Annotated in this window: 12 protein-coding genes; 8 read left to right on the top strand and 4 right to left on the bottom strand. The window is 64.8% G+C overall.

The genetic code is table 11. The features are described from left to right. Window positions 1-9: 9 nt before the first annotated feature. Genes ACTS1Z_RS10185 through ACTS1Z_RS10175 form a run of 3 tightly spaced genes read left to right on the top strand, consistent with a single transcriptional unit; the run spans window position 10 to window position 2805 of the window. Window positions 10-579 carry a TIGR00730 family Rossman fold protein gene (locus ACTS1Z_RS10185; protein ID WP_442624348.1) on the top strand — a complete coding sequence of 190 codons (570 nt, stop codon included), beginning with the start codon at window positions 10-12 and terminating at the stop codon, window positions 577-579. A 23-nt stretch (window positions 580-602) separates the two neighbouring features. Then, on the top strand, window positions 603-1823 hold the full coding sequence (locus tag ACTS1Z_RS10180; RefSeq protein ID WP_442624347.1) for a NupC/NupG family nucleoside CNT transporter: 1221 nt from the start codon (window positions 603-605) through the stop codon (window positions 1821-1823). 46 nt (window positions 1824-1869) lie between these two features. Further along, entirely contained in the window at window positions 1870-2805 is a 936-nt protein-coding gene (locus ACTS1Z_RS10175; protein WP_442624346.1) for an isopenicillin N synthase family dioxygenase, read from the top strand. Between the two features lie 9 nt (window positions 2806-2814). Here the strand turns inward: ACTS1Z_RS10175 and ACTS1Z_RS10170 are convergent, their stop codons facing one another. Continuing rightward, a complete protein-coding gene (locus ACTS1Z_RS10170; protein ID WP_442624345.1) occupies window positions 2815-3282 on the bottom strand; it encodes a cytidine deaminase in 468 nt (155 codons plus the stop codon). Between the two features lie 44 nt (window positions 3283-3326). Further along, complete coding sequence (locus ACTS1Z_RS10165) at window positions 3327-4106, bottom strand: STAS/SEC14 domain-containing protein (RefSeq protein ID WP_442624344.1); 780 nt, start codon at window positions 4104-4106, stop codon at window positions 3327-3329. 152 nt (window positions 4107-4258) lie between these two features. On the opposite strand from ACTS1Z_RS10165, the gene ACTS1Z_RS10160 reads away from it, so the two are divergent. Then, a complete protein-coding gene (locus tag ACTS1Z_RS10160) occupies window positions 4259-5248 on the top strand; it encodes a zinc-dependent alcohol dehydrogenase family protein (protein WP_442624343.1) in 990 nt (329 codons plus the stop codon). A 21-nt stretch (window positions 5249-5269) separates the two neighbouring features. Here ACTS1Z_RS10160 and ACTS1Z_RS10155 read toward each other — a convergent pair whose 3' ends face one another. After that, complete coding sequence (locus tag ACTS1Z_RS10155) at window positions 5270-5782, bottom strand: hypothetical protein (protein WP_442624342.1); 513 nt, start codon at window positions 5780-5782, stop codon at window positions 5270-5272. A 100-nt stretch (window positions 5783-5882) separates the two neighbouring features. On the opposite strand from ACTS1Z_RS10155, the gene ACTS1Z_RS10150 reads away from it, so the two are divergent. From ACTS1Z_RS10150 to ACTS1Z_RS10135, 4 genes are all read left to right on the top strand, one after another. Then, window positions 5883-6848 (top strand): LysR family transcriptional regulator, encoded by a 966-nt coding sequence (locus tag ACTS1Z_RS10150; protein WP_442624341.1) that lies wholly within the window; start codon window positions 5883-5885, stop codon window positions 6846-6848. A gap of 219 nt (window positions 6849-7067) precedes the next feature. Then, entirely contained in the window at window positions 7068-9581 is a 2514-nt protein-coding gene (locus ACTS1Z_RS10145) for a TonB-dependent receptor (protein ID WP_442624340.1), read from the top strand. A gap of 2 nt (window positions 9582-9583) precedes the next feature. Next, window positions 9584-10810 carry a serine hydrolase domain-containing protein gene (locus ACTS1Z_RS10140; RefSeq protein WP_442624339.1) on the top strand — a complete coding sequence of 409 codons (1227 nt, stop codon included), beginning with the start codon at window positions 9584-9586 and terminating at the stop codon, window positions 10808-10810. After that, complete coding sequence (locus ACTS1Z_RS10135; RefSeq protein WP_442624338.1) at window positions 10807-12222, top strand: flavin monoamine oxidase family protein; 1416 nt, start codon at window positions 10807-10809, stop codon at window positions 12220-12222. The genes ACTS1Z_RS10140 and ACTS1Z_RS10135 overlap by 4 nt, the downstream gene beginning before the upstream one ends. A gap of 70 nt (window positions 12223-12292) precedes the next feature. Here the strand turns inward: ACTS1Z_RS10135 and ACTS1Z_RS10130 are convergent, their stop codons facing one another. Beyond that, window positions 12293-14779 (bottom strand): TonB-dependent receptor, encoded by a 2487-nt coding sequence (locus ACTS1Z_RS10130; protein ID WP_442624337.1) that lies wholly within the window; start codon window positions 14777-14779, stop codon window positions 12293-12295. Window positions 14780-14879 lie beyond the last annotated feature (100 nt).

Raw genomic sequence — 14879 nt, 5'->3', positions numbered from 1 at the left:
CGAACCTGAATGCAGAGACTGGCGGTGTATTGCGGCGCGAACGCAGGCACGGAGCCGCGTTTTGCCGATACGGCCAAGGCGCTGGGCAAGGAAATGGCCGCGCGGGATATCGGCCTCGTCTATGGTGGCGGCAAGCTCGGCCTGATGGGCATTATTGCGGATTCGGTGCTCGATGCAGGCGGCGAGGTCCATGGCGTGATCCCCGAGGCGCTGGTCGATCTGGAAGTCGCGCATCGGGGACTGACCGAGCTCCACATCGTTTCCTCCATGCATGAGCGCAAGGCGAAGATGACGGACCTGTGCGACGGGTTCATCGCGATGCCGGGCGGGATCGGCACGCTCGACGAGCTGTTCGAGGCCTGGTCGTGGAACGCGCTCGGCTATCATGCGAAGCCCTTCCTCCTTTTGAATGTCGATGGTTTCTGGGATTCGCTGATCGCCTTTGTCGACCATGTCGTCGCCAACGGCTTCATCTCGCCGGCGCGGCGCGAGCAGATGTTGGTGTCGACCGAAATCGGCGAGGCGATCGACCGGCTCGGCGCGGCGGAGAATGGCGCGAAACAGGGCATGGTCTGGTAGCCGTGCAAGGCGGCGGCATCCTGATGAGCTTTGCCGGGATCCTCGCGATCCTGCTGATGGCGTTTCTGCTTTCGGCCAACCGCCGGGCGATCAAGCTGCGCATCGTCGGCGCGGCGTTCGCGCTGCAGGCGGGGATGGCCGTGCTCGTGCTCTACACGCCCTGGGGCCGGGCCGGGATCGGCGCAGCGGCGCAAGGCGTCTCCAGCCTGCTCGGCTATGCGCAGGAGGGCACCAATTTCATCTTCGGGCCGATGGCCTCGCCGGAAATGGGCGGGAACAGCTTTGCGCTCTCGGCGCTCACGGTCATCATCTTCTTCGCCTCGCTGATCTCGATCCTCTATTATCTCGGCATCATGCAGCTGATCGTGAAATGGGTCGGCGGCGCGATCCAGATCGTCACCGGCATCACCCGCGTCGAATCGCTGGCGGCCGCCTCCAACATCTTCGTCGGACAGAGCGAATCGCCGCTCGTGATCCGGCCCTATCTCGCCGCGCTGACCAAGGCGCAGCTCTTCACGCTGATGAGCGTCGGAATGGCGGGCGTCGCGGGCACGATCCTCGCGGCCTATGCGGCGCTCCTGGGCAGCGAGGCGCTACCCTTCCTGCTCGCCGCCGCCTTCATGTCGGCGCCGGGCGGCATATTGATGGCGAAGATCATGATGCCGGACGAACCGGACGGTATGACCGAGCCCGAGGCCCAGCCCATCGGAGCGGACGATGAGGCGGAACCCGCCAATGTCATCATGGCCGCGGCGCAGGGCGCGCAGACGGGCGTGAAGCTCGCCGTAGCGGTCGGCGCGATGCTCCTCGCCTTCATCGCGCTGGTCGCGCTGGCCAACGGACTGCTATCCGGCATCGGCGGCTGGTTCGGCGCGGAAGAACTGACGTTCCAGCAGCTGCTCGGCTATATCTTCGCGCCGATCATGTTCCTCATTGGCGTGCCCTGGGAAGAGGCGGGGCTCGCGGGCAGCCTGTTCGGCGAGAAGATCGTGCTCAACGAATTCGTCGCGTTTATCAGCCTCGGCGCGGTGGAAGGACAGCTCTCGACGCGCAGCTATGCGATCGTGACGTTTGCATTATGCGGTTTCGCCAATTTCAGCTCGATCGCGATCCAGATGGCGGTCACCGGCGGGCTCGCGCCCAACCAGCGCCCGATGATCGCGAAGCTCGGCATCCGCGCGCTGGCCGCCGGTTCGCTGGCCAACTTAATGAGCGCGGCGCTCGCAGGATTGCTGCTGAGCTGATAGAGGGTGGTAAAGCCCCGACGCGCATTTTTCAGGAATATATGCAGTGCCCGAAACAGTCGCTTCCGTGTCTCTCAAGGACTCAGATACCGATCCTGCGGCTTTCGCCGAGGAGATCGGCAATTCGTTCAAGACCTATGGTTTTGCCATTGTCTCCGACCACGGCATACCGGCCGATCTGATCGCGCGGGCCGATGCGAAAGCGCGCGAATTTTTCGCGCTGCCCGAGGAGGTGAAACGCAAATATCATGTGCCGGGCGGCGGCGGCGCGCGCGGCTATACGCCGTTCGGCGTCGAAGTTGCCAAGGATGCGACCGAGCATGATCTGAAGGAATTCTGGCATGTCGGCCGGTCGCTGCCCGAGGGGCATCGCTTCGCCGAACTGATGCCGCCCAATATCTGGCCCGAAGAGGTGGAAAGCTTCCACGATACGTTCACGGCGCTTTACGCCGCGCTCGAAAGCGCCGGCATGCGGATATTGACCGCCATCGCCACCTATCTCGGCCTGCCCTCCGATTTCTTCGACGACACGGTCGAAGACGGCAATTCGGTGATGCGGCTTATCCATTATCCGCCCGTCCCCGAGGACGCGCCGGGTGTGCGCGCCGCCGCGCATGAGGATATCAACACGATCACGCTATTGCTCGGCGCGGAAGAGGCGGGGCTCGAACTGCTCGACGCCAATGGCAACTGGCTGCCGGTCAAGCCGAAGGAGGGGGAGCTCGCCGTCAATATCGGCGATATGCTGCAGCGGCTGACCAATCATGTGCTGCCCTCGACGACGCACCGGGTCGTCAATCCGGCGCCCGAGCGGCGGGGTTTCTCGCGCTATTCGATGCCCTTCTTCCTGCATTTCCGTCCCGATTACATGATCGAGACGCTGCCGAGCTGCATCAGCGCGGACCGGCCGAACCGCTATCCCGAGCCGCTGAGTTCGCACGATTATCTGCAGGAACGGCTCCGCGAGATCGGGCTGGCCTAGTCCGGCAGGCTAGCGGCGCTCGGCGTCCGCGAGATTGTCCGCGCCGAAACTGGCTGGCAGCAAGGCGGCAATGGTCGTTTGCGATAGCGTCCCACCGTCGCCCGATGCGGCGATGATCTCGATATCGACACCCGACAGATCGGCGGCTTCGGCGATGGCCTGACGGCAGCCGCCACAGGGCGTGACCGTCTGCGTGCCGGCCAGCGCGCCATCGGCGCCGATATGGCCGCCCGCGACCGCGATACGGCGCACCTTGTCGAGCCCGAACGCCTGTTGCGCCGATGTGAGCGCGGCGATCTCCGCGCAGGTGCCGAGCCGGTAACAGGCATTTTCCATATTGCTGCCGGTCGCGATGCTGCCGTCCTCGGCCTCGATCGCGCAGCCGACGGAAAAGCCCGAATAGGGCGCGTGCGCGCGCTGCGCCGCCGCGCGGGCGAGGGCGACGAGTTCTGCGGCACTGTGATGGGTATCGGCCATGCCTCCGCCTTAGCGGAGAGCCAGCGGATCACCAATATCGCGCGTCAGGCGGCGATCGCATGCTCGGTTTGCGGCTGGGCCTCCAGCCAATCCCAGGCTTCGTTCTCCTCGTCGGCATCGAAGCAGCGGATCTGCACGCGGAACAGCGGATCGAGCGCCTGGACCATCGTTTCCATCCAGTCCGGCGCGCCGACCAGCGCATAGCGGTCGAGCGTCCGGATCATGTCGCGCTTCATCGCCCAGAAATCCGAGTCCGCCAGCCCGCCGGCCGCAAAGCCGCGATAGCTTTTGAACCGTCCGAGCAGCCGCCGCGGCTGGCCGAGCTTGAGCGACTCGTTGAACTGGTCGGCGAGGGCATTCATCTGCGCGGCGGTCAGTTTGCCGTCCAGTTCGAAGCCGAGCACGTCGGGCGTGTCGGTCTCGATGATCGTGAAGGCGGACCGGTGCGGCAGCAACTCCTTGCCCTCGACCCATGCGAGCGCGCGGTCGCGTTCGTCCATCGTGAAGGTCTCGTAGGAAATGCCGGGCAGCAGCGCGCTTTCGAGGCGCGCCGCCCAGCGCAGCCAGGTCGTATCGGTGACGACGGCGATCCGGCCGAGCTTCTCGCGCTTGCCGATCAGTTGCCAGCCGCGCGACATTATGTGCGGCAGGCCGTCGGTCTCGAAGCCTTCATAATTTTCGATAGTGCAGAAGAAATGCGTCTTCTCGTTCGTTTCGACCGCGGCTTCGAGACGATCGAGCATCTCGTCCATCTCGGCGCGGGAAACCTTACCGCTAAACTCCGCGGCGATCACGTCGTCGCTGCTGGGCAGGAAATTCAGCATGATATCCTCCTTGGGGTGCGGGTATGTCGGAACGACTCACGGATATCCCAGCCGGTGCGCCCATGCATTGATCCAGCGCAAGTGCGCGGGATTGGCCCGCGCGAAGGCATGGTGCATGTTAGGGGGGTGCGCGGCGGATGGGAGAAAATCGAATGGCCGAAATGCGCGCCATGCAGCTGGACGAGCCCGGTCGGCCCCTGCGCGCCGTCACCCGGCCGGTGCCGGAACCGCAAGGCGGCGATCTGCTCGTCGCGATCCGCGCCTGCGGCGTCTGCCGCACCGACCTGCATGTCGCCGATGGCGATATCGATGCGGCGCTGCCGATCGTGCCGGGCCACGAGATCGTTGGCACGGTTGCCGCGCTCGGGCCCGACGCCGAAGGATTCGCCGAGGGCGACCGCGTTGGCGTGCCCTGGCTCGGCCGAAGCTGCGGCGTATGCGCCTATTGCCTTAGCGACCGCGAAAATCTGTGCGACGCGCCGCTCTTCACCGGTTTTTCCCGCGATGGCGGCTTCGCGACCCACGCGATCGCGGACGCGCGCTTCTGCCTGCCGATCCCGCAGGCATTTGACGATGTGCACGCCGCGCCGCTGCTCTGCGCGGGGCTGATCGGCTACCGGTCGCTCCGTATGGCGGGCGAGGGACGCGACATCGGTCTGTACGGCTTCGGCGCCGCGGCGCATATCGTTGCCCAGGTGGCGGTCTGGCAGGGCCGTAACGTCTACGCTTTCGCGCGTCCCGGCGATGCGGACGCGCAGGCCTTCGCGAAATCGCTCGGCTGCATATGGGCGGGGTCGTCGGCGGAGGCGCCACCCGCTGCGCTCGACGCCGCAATCATCTTCGCGCCGGTCGGCGCATTGGTGCCCGCGGCTTTGAAGGCGGTGCGCAAGGGCGGGCGCGTCGTGTGCGCGGGCATCCATATGAGCGACATTCCCGCCTTTCCCTATGCCGATCTGTGGGAGGAACGGTCGATCCTGTCTGTCGCGAACCTGACGCGCCAGGACGGTATCGAATTCATGGAGGTTGCGGCCAAGGTGCCGGTGGAGACCCACGCGACGGTGCTGCCGCTCGGCGAGGCCAATGCGGCACTGGAGCGTCTGCGCGCCGGCGAAGTGGAAGGCGCGCTCGTCCTGTGTCCGTGAGCCAAGGGCGCGCCGAATGCGTCAAGCCGATGCCGCGCCCGGCGTGAAAGCGGGATCGTCGGGGCTGACTTCGGTCTTCACCCGGCGTTCCTCACAGAGCGTCCGCTTGTAGAGTGCGCCGTCCCTGAACCAGTGCCAGGTCCGAGATCGCCGGCCGCCATTTTCGCTCATCACGATGATCTCGACGAAATGCGCGCCGGGCTCGTCGCGGCGCGTGAGGTTGAGCATCAGCACATCGTCCTCGGTTTCCCAGGCATAACCGTGAAATGTCGGCATGTCCCACCACAGCTTCCCATCGCGATAGACGGCCGGGAGGCGCGCGCGCTGTTCGCGGCCATCGTCCCAGGTGAACAGGTTGTGCTGGATATAGGCGGCGGGGCCGCGGCCCGGAAATTCGCACACGATCCGCGCCTCATGACGATCGAGCAGCACGCCCTCGGCATCGACATGGCGGTAGACGCCGGCCCAGACGCCTTCGTGCCGTACCATTGCGGGCATCAGATCGTCGAGGATCCGGACTCGGTCTTCGGTCATCGCATCGTCCCCGGTTCGTGCGCGTCACCACCGGGCTATCACAGCCGATCTAGGCCTTTCCAACAACCAGTGGTATGCCTGCGCGGGACAGGAGAGAGACATGAGCGACAGCCGCCTGCGCAGCCGGTTCATCAAGCCCTCGATGGACCCTAGGAAGCTCCAGCATTTTCTCGCCGTCTACGATCTCAGGCATTTCGGCCGGGCGGCGACCGATAACGGCGTGACGCAGCAGGCGATTTCGAAGAGCGTGAAGAAGCTCGAGGAGCAATTGGGCGTCGAACTGTTCGAACGCGGACCCTATGGCCCGGCGCCGACGGTATTCGCCCATACGCTGGCCCGGCGGGCGAAGGTCATCCTTTCCGAAGCGCGGCTTGCGGCGGCGGAGCTCAGCGCGTTGCGGGGCGCCGAGGACGGTTATGTCCGCGCCGGTATCGGCTGGTCCTTCGTCTCGCGCATCGCGCCCCAAACCGTGCTCCGCTACCGCCGCCGACGGCCGAACATCAAGGTCAGCCTGGCAACCGGCGCCTCCGATACGCTGTTCGAGCGGCTGCTCAACGGCGAGGTCGAGTTCGTTGCGAGCTGCCCGCTGCCGGAATTCGAGGTCGATCCGATGCTCGAAACGCAACATCTCTTTCGCGACTACGACCTGATCGTGATGCGTCACGATCATCCGCTGGCGGATCGGCCCAACGTCTCGCTCGCCGACCTGGCCGAGCAGACCTGGGCGACCTCGGGCACGATGGGCGGGCGCTGGCGCAAAATCTGTTCGACCTTTCTCGCGGCAGGCGTCGAGCCGCCAGCCAACACGATCGACATGGATTCGGTCGGCATCGCCAAGGCGATGATCGCGCAGAGCGATGTGATCGCGCTGCTGTCGAGCGAATTGGTGATCAACGAGACCATGGCGGGGCAATTCCGCACATTGCACCGGTCCGAGTTCCCCTCCGAACGGATCGGAATGCTGACTACGCGCCGCAGTTCGGCGCTGCAACCGGCGGCGCAGGCCCTGATCCACGACTTGCTCGCCGTTACCGAAGCGCTGAAGCCCGGCATGCCCATAGCCTAGAGGCCAATACTTCTGGTTGTCAGCATGAGCGAACGGGTTGTTGGTCAATCCGCGCCCATGCGTGGTTGCTTGGCCACACTGTTTGCATAAAGAATAATTTGTCCGGACAAATCTTGTGAAACGCCGGATAGTGTCATAGTCATGCGGCAGCAGGGTTTTGGGAGAAACGAAATGGTCGCCACTCGCACAGTTTTTAAACTTTCCTTATCGGGCGCGGCGATGGCCGCGGCACTCGCCTCGGCGCCCGCCATGGCGCAGGACGGACAACAGACGGCGCAGACACAGACCGGCCTCGGCACGATCGTCGTCACGGCGCAGCGCCGCGAGGAAAATGTCCAGGAAATCCCGATCGCGATCAGCGCCTTCAACCAGGCAGAACTGGAGAATCGCGGCGTCTCCGACGCGCTCGATCTCGCCCAATATGTTCCGAACCTCGTTGGCCTCAACAATACCGGCCTCGGTTCGGCGAACTCCTACTTCCTGCGCGGTATCGGCAATACCGAGACGATCGCGACCTTCGATCCGCCGATCGGCACCTATGTCGACGACGTCTATATCAGCCGCCAGAACGCCAACAATCTGAGCCTGTTCGATGTCGAACGGGTCGAGGTCCTGCGCGGACCGCAGGGCACGCTGTTCGGCCGCAACACGACCGGCGGCGCGATCTCGATCGTCCTTGCCGAACCGGGCGACGAATATGCGGGCTATGCCGAGATCGGTTATGGCAGCTACGATTCCTGGCTCGGCCGGGCGTCGGTCGATATTCCGATCGCCGACACCTTCGCGCTGAAGGTTTCCGGTTTCGTCGAGCGCGACGACGGTTATGTCCGGAATGTCACGACCGGCCAGCGCAACAATGACAGCAACGCCTGGGGCGCGCGCCTCGGCTGGCGCGGCGAGCTCAGCGACAATGTGCGCTGGACGGGCTCGTTCATGCATATCGAATCTGACGGCGAGAACCAGCTCAACTTCGATTGCAACCCGGCCAACCCGACCGATTGCGACGGCCGTTTCTCGACGACCGGCCTGATCGAAGGGGCTCGGCTGACGAACGGTCCGCTCGTCGGCCTGCTGACGGGCGAGAAGCAGTTTTTCGGCATGGCCAACCGCACCGAAAACAACATGATCACCTCGAACCTCGAGATCGGCGACCGGGATCTGCGGGTGAATGTGATCACCGGCTATATCGATCTGCGCCAGCGTTTCGCGCTCGATTTCGCCGACGGGCGCGGCTTGCCGAGCATCTCGTCTCCGGTTCCGCCGGTCCAGGGTTTCGCCGCGGGCGGGTTCACCATCGCGAATGACGGCTCGCACGAGCAGTTCACGCAGGAGATCAAGCTTACCGGCAACCTCGGCGACGGCCTCGTCGATTTCGTCGCGGGCCTCTATTATTTCCGCGAATGGAACACGACCGATTTCGGCGACATCTTCACGCTCGGCATCGCGCCCGGCGGCTTCCCGCTGTTGCTTGCCGATCGCGTCCTCGAGAATAACGCGGAAGCATGGGCCGGCTATGTCCAGGCCGACTTCAACGTCACCGACGCGCTGACCCTGACGGCCGGCGTCCGCTACACCGATGAAGAGAAGGACGTCACCTTCATCGACAATCGCGGCAGCCTCGGCAACGGGCTGTGCATCGGGCCGAACCAGTTCGGGCCGAGCCCGTGCCTGATCAACTCGAATCTGATTGCCTCCAACGGTGCGCAGATTCCGACCGAACAGAGCGTCGATGTGTGGACCCCGCGCTTCGCGATCAGCTATCAGGTCAATCCCGACTTCATGGTGTTCGCCTCGGCGACGCGCGGCTTCAAGTCGGGCGGCTGGAATGCCCGCGGCACGTCGCCCGGCACGCTCCTGCCGTTCGATCCGGAATTCGCCTGGAGCTATGAAGCGGGCTTTCGGTCCGAATGGTTCGACCGGCGGCTGCGGTTGAACGTGACCGGCTATATACTCGATGTCAGCGGGCTGCAGACCCCGTCGGCGCTGATCAACCCGAATACGGGCGCGATCGACTTCATCACGCGCAACTTCGCGGATTACGAGAATATGGGCCTCGAGGTCGAGATCAACGCGCAGCCTTTGCCGGGCTTCAACGTCTTCGCGGCGATCGGCTATCAGGACGATGAGTATCAGATCCCGTCGAACGCGCCCGATTTCGATGCGTTCGGCGTCCAGTCGGTCGGCGCGCAGCAGGCTGCCTGCCGGGCGCAGCTGGCGGCCGGACTCACCGCCGGCGGCCGCGATCCGGACGGGCCCGGACCGGCGCCGAGCGACCAGGCCACGGCCTGCGCCAACGGCATCGTCACGGCGGACGGCTCGATCGCCGAACCCGTGCGGACGCCCGATTGGACGCTCGCCTTCGGCGCAAGCTACGAAGCGGTCCTCGGCAATAGCGGCATGACGCTGACGCCGTCGGTCAACGCGACCTACCAGTCCGACCAGGAAGTCGGCACGTCGAACGTGAACATCTTCGATGCCGGTTTCACGAGCCCCGGCGGCGTTGCCTATCAGGGCAATCTCGCGGGCAACGGCAATTTTGTCACCGGCTCGTTCAGCGAAGCGCACTGGATCGTCAATTCGAGCCTCACGTTGCGTGGCGAGGACGATAACTGGGCGTTGACGCTCGAATGCAATAACTGTTTCGACGAGGAATATATCCAGTCGGCGCTGGCCAATTACAGCTATCTGAACCGGCCGCGTACCTGGATGGTCCGGGGCAGGATCACCTTCTGATCATGGGCGCAAAACGCGCACTCAGGACGGCCGCCGGCCTTTTCGGTCTGGCGGCCGTTCTTTTTCCAGCGGCGGTGACAGCTCAGTCGGATGCGGACCCGGTGCTCGAACAGCGGCTCGGCAGCTTTCTCGCGGGCGGCTACGAACCGCTGACGACGCCCGTCGGCTGGTATGCTCCGACCGAGCAGGTGCGCGGCGGCGACTATCCGGATATCCGGCAGCTTGTGGAGAGCGATGCGTTCGATGCGGACGCCATCGCCGCGGTCGCCGCCCATGCCGGGCGGATCGGCAGTTCGGCGCTGCTCATTTCCCATCGTGGCCAGCTCGTCCATGAAAGCTATTGGCAGGACAGCGGCCGGGACACCTATTTCAACCCGCAATCGATGTCGAAAACGGTCGCCGCGATGCTTATCGGCGTCGCGATCGCCGAGGGGCATATCGCGAGCGTTGACGATCCGGTCGGGCGTTACATCGCCGAATGGGCGGACGATCCGCGCGGCGCGATCACCATCCGCCACCTGCTCCATATGTCCGGCGGGCTCGCCCAGCTCAGCGGCGATTACGGTTATGCTGTCGTGCCCGAGAACCCGTCCGTGGCGCAGTTTTTCGGCAGCGATTTCGTCGGCCCAATCCTCGGCCTCGCCCAGGTCGATCCGCCCGGCGCGCGCTGGGATTACAACAATAACGAAACCAACCTGCTGGGCGTCGTCGTCGCGCGCGCCACGGGCATGCGTTACGCCGATTTCTTGTCGGACACTCTCTGGCGGCCGCTCGATCTCGCCGATGCGTCGCTCTATCTCGACCGCGAGGGCGGCACGCCGATGATGAGCTGTTGCATCCTGTCGCGGCCAATCGACTGGCTGCGGATCGGCGAGCTTGTCGCCAATCGCGGCGCGTTTGGCGGGACGCAGCTCGTGCCCGCCGACTGGATCGATGCGATGCTGGCGCCCGCACCGACGCGTTCGAATTATGGTTATCTGACCTGGCTCGGCGATCAGCGGGTTGGCGGAGAGCCCGATCCACGGCCCGGCCTCATTCCCTGGCAGAGCGAGCCGTTCGCGGCGGATGATTTGATCTTCCTGCATGGCCATGGCGGGCAGCGGACCTGGATCGTCGCGTCGCGGGAACTCGTGATCGTGCGCGCCGGGCGGAGCTGGCCGACCGAATGGGACGAGGCCGCGATCCCCAACGCCGTGATCCGCGCACTGGACGAGGGCGACGCGCAATGAATGCGGTGACGCGCCGGAATTTTCTCCGCGCGTCCGTCGCCGCCGCGATCGCACCGGCCGTGCTCGGTACCACGCGCCGATCGAGCGAAACCGCTGACGTGCTGGTTCTCGGGGCTGGCCTCGCCGGTCTCTCCACCGCGTTGCAGCTTGCCGATGTCGGGGCCTCGGTGCTGCTGCTCGAGGCGCGCGAGCGCCCCGGGGGCCGGGTGCAAACCCTGTTCGATCTGCCTGGCCGTCCCGAGGCGGGCGGTACACAGCTCAGCTCCAATTATCGGCGCTTCGTGGGCCTTGCCGAGCGGTTCGGCATTCCGCTCGTCGAGGATTCGCCGATGCAGCGGGACGGACCGCCCGAACTCTACATAGCTCTGCGCGGCGAGACGATCCTGCCCGCTCAATGGCTCGGTCATGCGCTCAACCCGTTCGAAGGGCCGCTCGCCGGGCTGCCGCCTTGGGCGCTGCCCTTCGCCGCGATGGGACGCGACAATCCGCTGCCCGAAGTCGCGAGCTGGCGCGATCCGGCCTTTGCAGAATATGATCGTCCGGTGTCCGACCATCTGGGCTGGACGAGCGAGCAACTCCGCCTCGGATTCGGCATCAATCCCGGCTATGGGGCGTCCGCCTATAGCCAGTCCGCGCTGATGTGGTTCCAGATCATGAAGGCGATCGCCGAGCCCGGCGGACGGCTGCTGACCGTCGAGAATGGCAACCAGCGCGTGCCCGATGCGATGGCCGCGGAACTGGGCGACCGGGTGCGTTTCGGCGTCGCCGCGCGCAGCATCACGAGCGGGCCGGAGGGCGTGGAAATCCGGATGATGGACGGCAGCCGCTATCGCGCCGACCGCGCCGTGATCACGTTGCCGACCAGCGCGCTCAGAACCGTCGATATCGACCCCGCGCCGCCGCTCCTGCAGCAGCGCGGCATTCGGGCGCTGCCCTATAACCGCGTCGTGCGTGCCTATTTCGCGCCCGAGCGGCGTTTCTGGGAGGAAGACGGCCTGCCGCCCTCGATCTGGAGCGACAGCTATGCCGGCCGCGTCTTCGCGCTGCGTGGCGGCGGGGGCAGCGAGATCACGATGATGCAGAGCTTCATCACGGGCCGTGCGGCCGAACTGCTCGACCGTATGCCGCAAAGCGAAGCGATGGCGCTCGTCCAGGCCGAGATCGAACGCATCCGGCCGGCATCGCGCGGCGCGTTGCGCCCAGCCGCCTATGTGAGCTGGGGCAACGATCCTTATGCAGGCGGCGCCTATGCCTGCTGGGCGCCGGGCCAGATCACCGCCTTCGCCGACGCGCTGTCCGCGCCCCACGACCGCCTGATCTTCGCCGGCGAGCATACCGCGATCCGCGCACGCGGCATCGAAGGCGCGCTGGAATCCGCCGACCGGGCGGTGCAGGAGGTTTTGGCGGTTTGAGTCCGACAGAAAAAGGGCGCCGCGTCTGGTAACGCAGCGCCCCTATTCTGGCAGCTAGGCCTAGCCCAGGTTAGTACCGCGCGCTGACCGCGACGCCGAAATGGCGGCTGCGGCGGAGCGCGCCGACGAAGTTACGGCGGAAGCTGTTGTTCGCATCCGCATAGCGCAGCACGAGCGGCGAGCTATCCTCGTTCGTCAGATTGTTGACGTAGAAGTGGATCCGGTAATTGTCGTTCCGGAACCCGGCCCGCGCATTGACCAGCGTCGTATCGCCATTGTCGATCAGGTTGTGCACCTGGGAGAAGACCCGGCTGCGGTGCGAGATGTTCGCGCCCGCGAAGAACTCCCAGCCGCTCCCACCGATATCGGTGCGATAATCGACGTCGGCGAAGATCGTGTGCCGCGACGTACGCGGAATCTGCCGCCCGGCGATCGATCCGAAGAGCGACTGGCAGCCCGGCGTATTCGGGAACTGGTCGCCGATCGAACAGTCGACGAGATTGTTATCGCGCACATCGTTGAGCACGCCCTCATTCTCGTCGAACCCGCTCGTGAATTCGGGATCGAGCAGCGTGTAGTTGGCCGTGAACGTCCAGTTCGGGTTCGGGCGCACCTGCGCTTCGATCTCGAAGCCCATGATCCGCGCGTCGCCCGCATTGGTGATGGCCGACACCGTATTGTTCGCGTTCTGCACATTCTGCGTCAGCTGATAGCCGTCGATCTCGTTGAGGAAGGCGGCGAAGTTGAAAGTAAAATCGCCGAACGTGTTCTTCGTGCCGATCTCGTAGGAGATCGCGTCTTCCTGCTCATAGGTCGGCACGCCGGCGGCGATCGCCGTCACGCCGTTGAAACCGCCCGGCTTGGTGCCGGTGGCGAACACCGCGTAGAACAGATTGTCGGGCGTCGCCTGCCAGCTAAGCGTGATCCGGGGATCGAAGCTGTTGAAGGTTTCGCGTCCCGCAGCCTGGTTCAGGATCGGCCCGCCCGCATCCTGTTCGACCGCGGAAAAGGTGATGCGCTCGGACGCATACCGGCCCTCAAGGCTCAGCTCGAGATTGTCGGTGATGTCGAAGGCGACCGAACCGAACACGGCGAGGTTGCGGATGTCGGTTTCCGTTCGGTCACGCGAGTTCGGTGCGGTAGGTCCGAACAGCGGGAAGACGAAGCCGCAGATCGGGTTCGCCGCGCATCGCGCCGCTTCGGCCGCCGTTGCCGCGCCGAGACTCGCGCCCGCCTGCACGAGCGCATTGGCCGGCACCTGGCGGACGTCCTGCGTATTGATGCTCTGGTCGAAATAATAGCCGCCGAACAGGAAGCGCCAGCCATCGCCATCGTACAGGAATTTGAGCTCCTGGCTGAAATCGTCTGTGTCGGTCAGTCCTTCGAAGGTGAAATCGACGGTCGTGCCGACGAATCCGAACGGGAAGATCGGGCCGGCCGGACCAAAGCCGATCGGCGCACCGGCCGGGAAGCGGGCGAACACCGCCGTCTGGAAGGCGGTTGCCGAATAGTCGGCATCGACGGCGAATAGCGTGTCGCGGTCGTTATAGCCGGTTAGCGAAACCAGCGTCAGATTGTCGGTGAGGTCGACCTCGATCCGCGACGACAGGTTCAGCGTGTCGATATAGGTGCCGACCGGGCTGCCCGCGGCGAACTGGATGCTCGGATCCGCGGTGACGGGCTGGGGCTGCAATGTGCCACAGAAATAGCGGCCACCGCCGCCATAGAGCGAACCATTGTCGAAGAGGCAGTTGTTGGCGGTCGCCGGCTGGGCGAACAGCGCCGACTGGCCATCGTCGATTTCCGAATAATAGCCGCGCAGGCGCACCCGGACCGGGCTGCCGACGGGCTCGTAGGCGATGACGCCGGAAAAGGCGAGCGACTCTTCCTGGCCGAAGGTCACGCCCGTATTCGGATTCACATGTTCGCCGCCGAAATCATAATAGCGGACCTGCGCGCCGGCGGTCAGGCCTTCGGCAATGCCGCCCTCGATATTGCCGGTAATCTCGTAGCGATCGTCTTCGGAGATATCGACCGTCAGGCTGCCGCCCAGCTCGTCACTCGGCGTGCGTGTGATGATGTTTATCGCGCCCGAATAGGTGTTGCGTCCGTAAAGCGCGGACTGCGGGCCTTTGACGACCTCGAGCCGTTCGATGTCATCGACATTATAGTCGGAGATCGATCCGGTGATGTAGATACCGTCGATAAAGGTCGCAACGCCGGAATCGCCGAGGATGTTTGCCTGACCGCGAATGACCGGCCGGTTGGAATCGCGTCCGAACTCATTGTCGAAAGTGAGGCCCGCCGTGGTCGCCGCGATATCGGTGAGGTCCTGCAGGTTGAGTCGCTCGATCGTTTCCGAAGTGGCGACTGCAACCGAAACCGGGGCGTTCTGCAGCGCCTCGTCGATCCGCCGCGCGGTGACGATGATCGGCGCGCCCCCGCTTGCCGTGTTTGCGCCTTCCCCGACCACCTGCGCGTGCGCCGCGCCCGGCAAGGCGATGGCGGCGATACCCGCCGTGGTCGCGAGCAAAAATCCCTTGTTCCGTGATGTCATTAGTCCCTCCCAAAACTATTTGTTTCAATCAGTCCGTGTCCCCAGTAAATTTGTCCAGACAAATTTTATTTTTGGCGCAGCGAAGTCCCTGACTGTGGCG

The sequence above is a fragment of the Parasphingopyxis sp. genome, assembly GCF_052168295.1.
Classification (GTDB): Bacteria; Pseudomonadota; Alphaproteobacteria; order Sphingomonadales; family Sphingomonadaceae; genus Parasphingopyxis.
This window is presented reverse-complemented; position numbering and strand designations above follow the sequence as displayed.

Excerpts from the sequence above, each read along its gene's own strand:
- ACTS1Z_RS10185 (WP_442624348.1), top strand. The coding sequence starts at position 10 with ATGCAGAGACTGGCGGTGTATTGCGGCGCGAACGCAGGCACGGAGCCG.
- ACTS1Z_RS10180 (WP_442624347.1), top strand. The coding sequence starts at position 603 with ATGAGCTTTGCCGGGATCCTCGCGATCCTGCTGATGGCGTTTCTGCTT.
- ACTS1Z_RS10170 (WP_442624345.1), bottom strand. The coding sequence starts at position 3,282 with ATGGCCGATACCCATCACAGTGCCGCAGAACTCGTCGCCCTCGCCCGC.
- ACTS1Z_RS10165 (WP_442624344.1), bottom strand. The coding sequence starts at position 4,106 with ATGCTGAATTTCCTGCCCAGCAGCGACGACGTGATCGCCGCGGAGTTT.
- ACTS1Z_RS10160 (WP_442624343.1), top strand. The coding sequence starts at position 4,259 with ATGGCCGAAATGCGCGCCATGCAGCTGGACGAGCCCGGTCGGCCCCTG.
- ACTS1Z_RS10155 (WP_442624342.1), bottom strand. The coding sequence starts at position 5,782 with ATGACCGAAGACCGAGTCCGGATCCTCGACGATCTGATGCCCGCAATG.
- ACTS1Z_RS10150 (WP_442624341.1), top strand. The coding sequence starts at position 5,883 with ATGAGCGACAGCCGCCTGCGCAGCCGGTTCATCAAGCCCTCGATGGAC.
- ACTS1Z_RS10145 (WP_442624340.1), top strand. The coding sequence starts at position 7,068 with ATGGCCGCGGCACTCGCCTCGGCGCCCGCCATGGCGCAGGACGGACAA.
- ACTS1Z_RS10140 (WP_442624339.1), top strand. The coding sequence starts at position 9,584 with ATGGGCGCAAAACGCGCACTCAGGACGGCCGCCGGCCTTTTCGGTCTG.
- ACTS1Z_RS10135 (WP_442624338.1), top strand. The coding sequence starts at position 10,807 with ATGAATGCGGTGACGCGCCGGAATTTTCTCCGCGCGTCCGTCGCCGCC.
- ACTS1Z_RS10130 (WP_442624337.1), bottom strand. The coding sequence starts at position 14,779 with ATGACATCACGGAACAAGGGATTTTTGCTCGCGACCACGGCGGGTATC.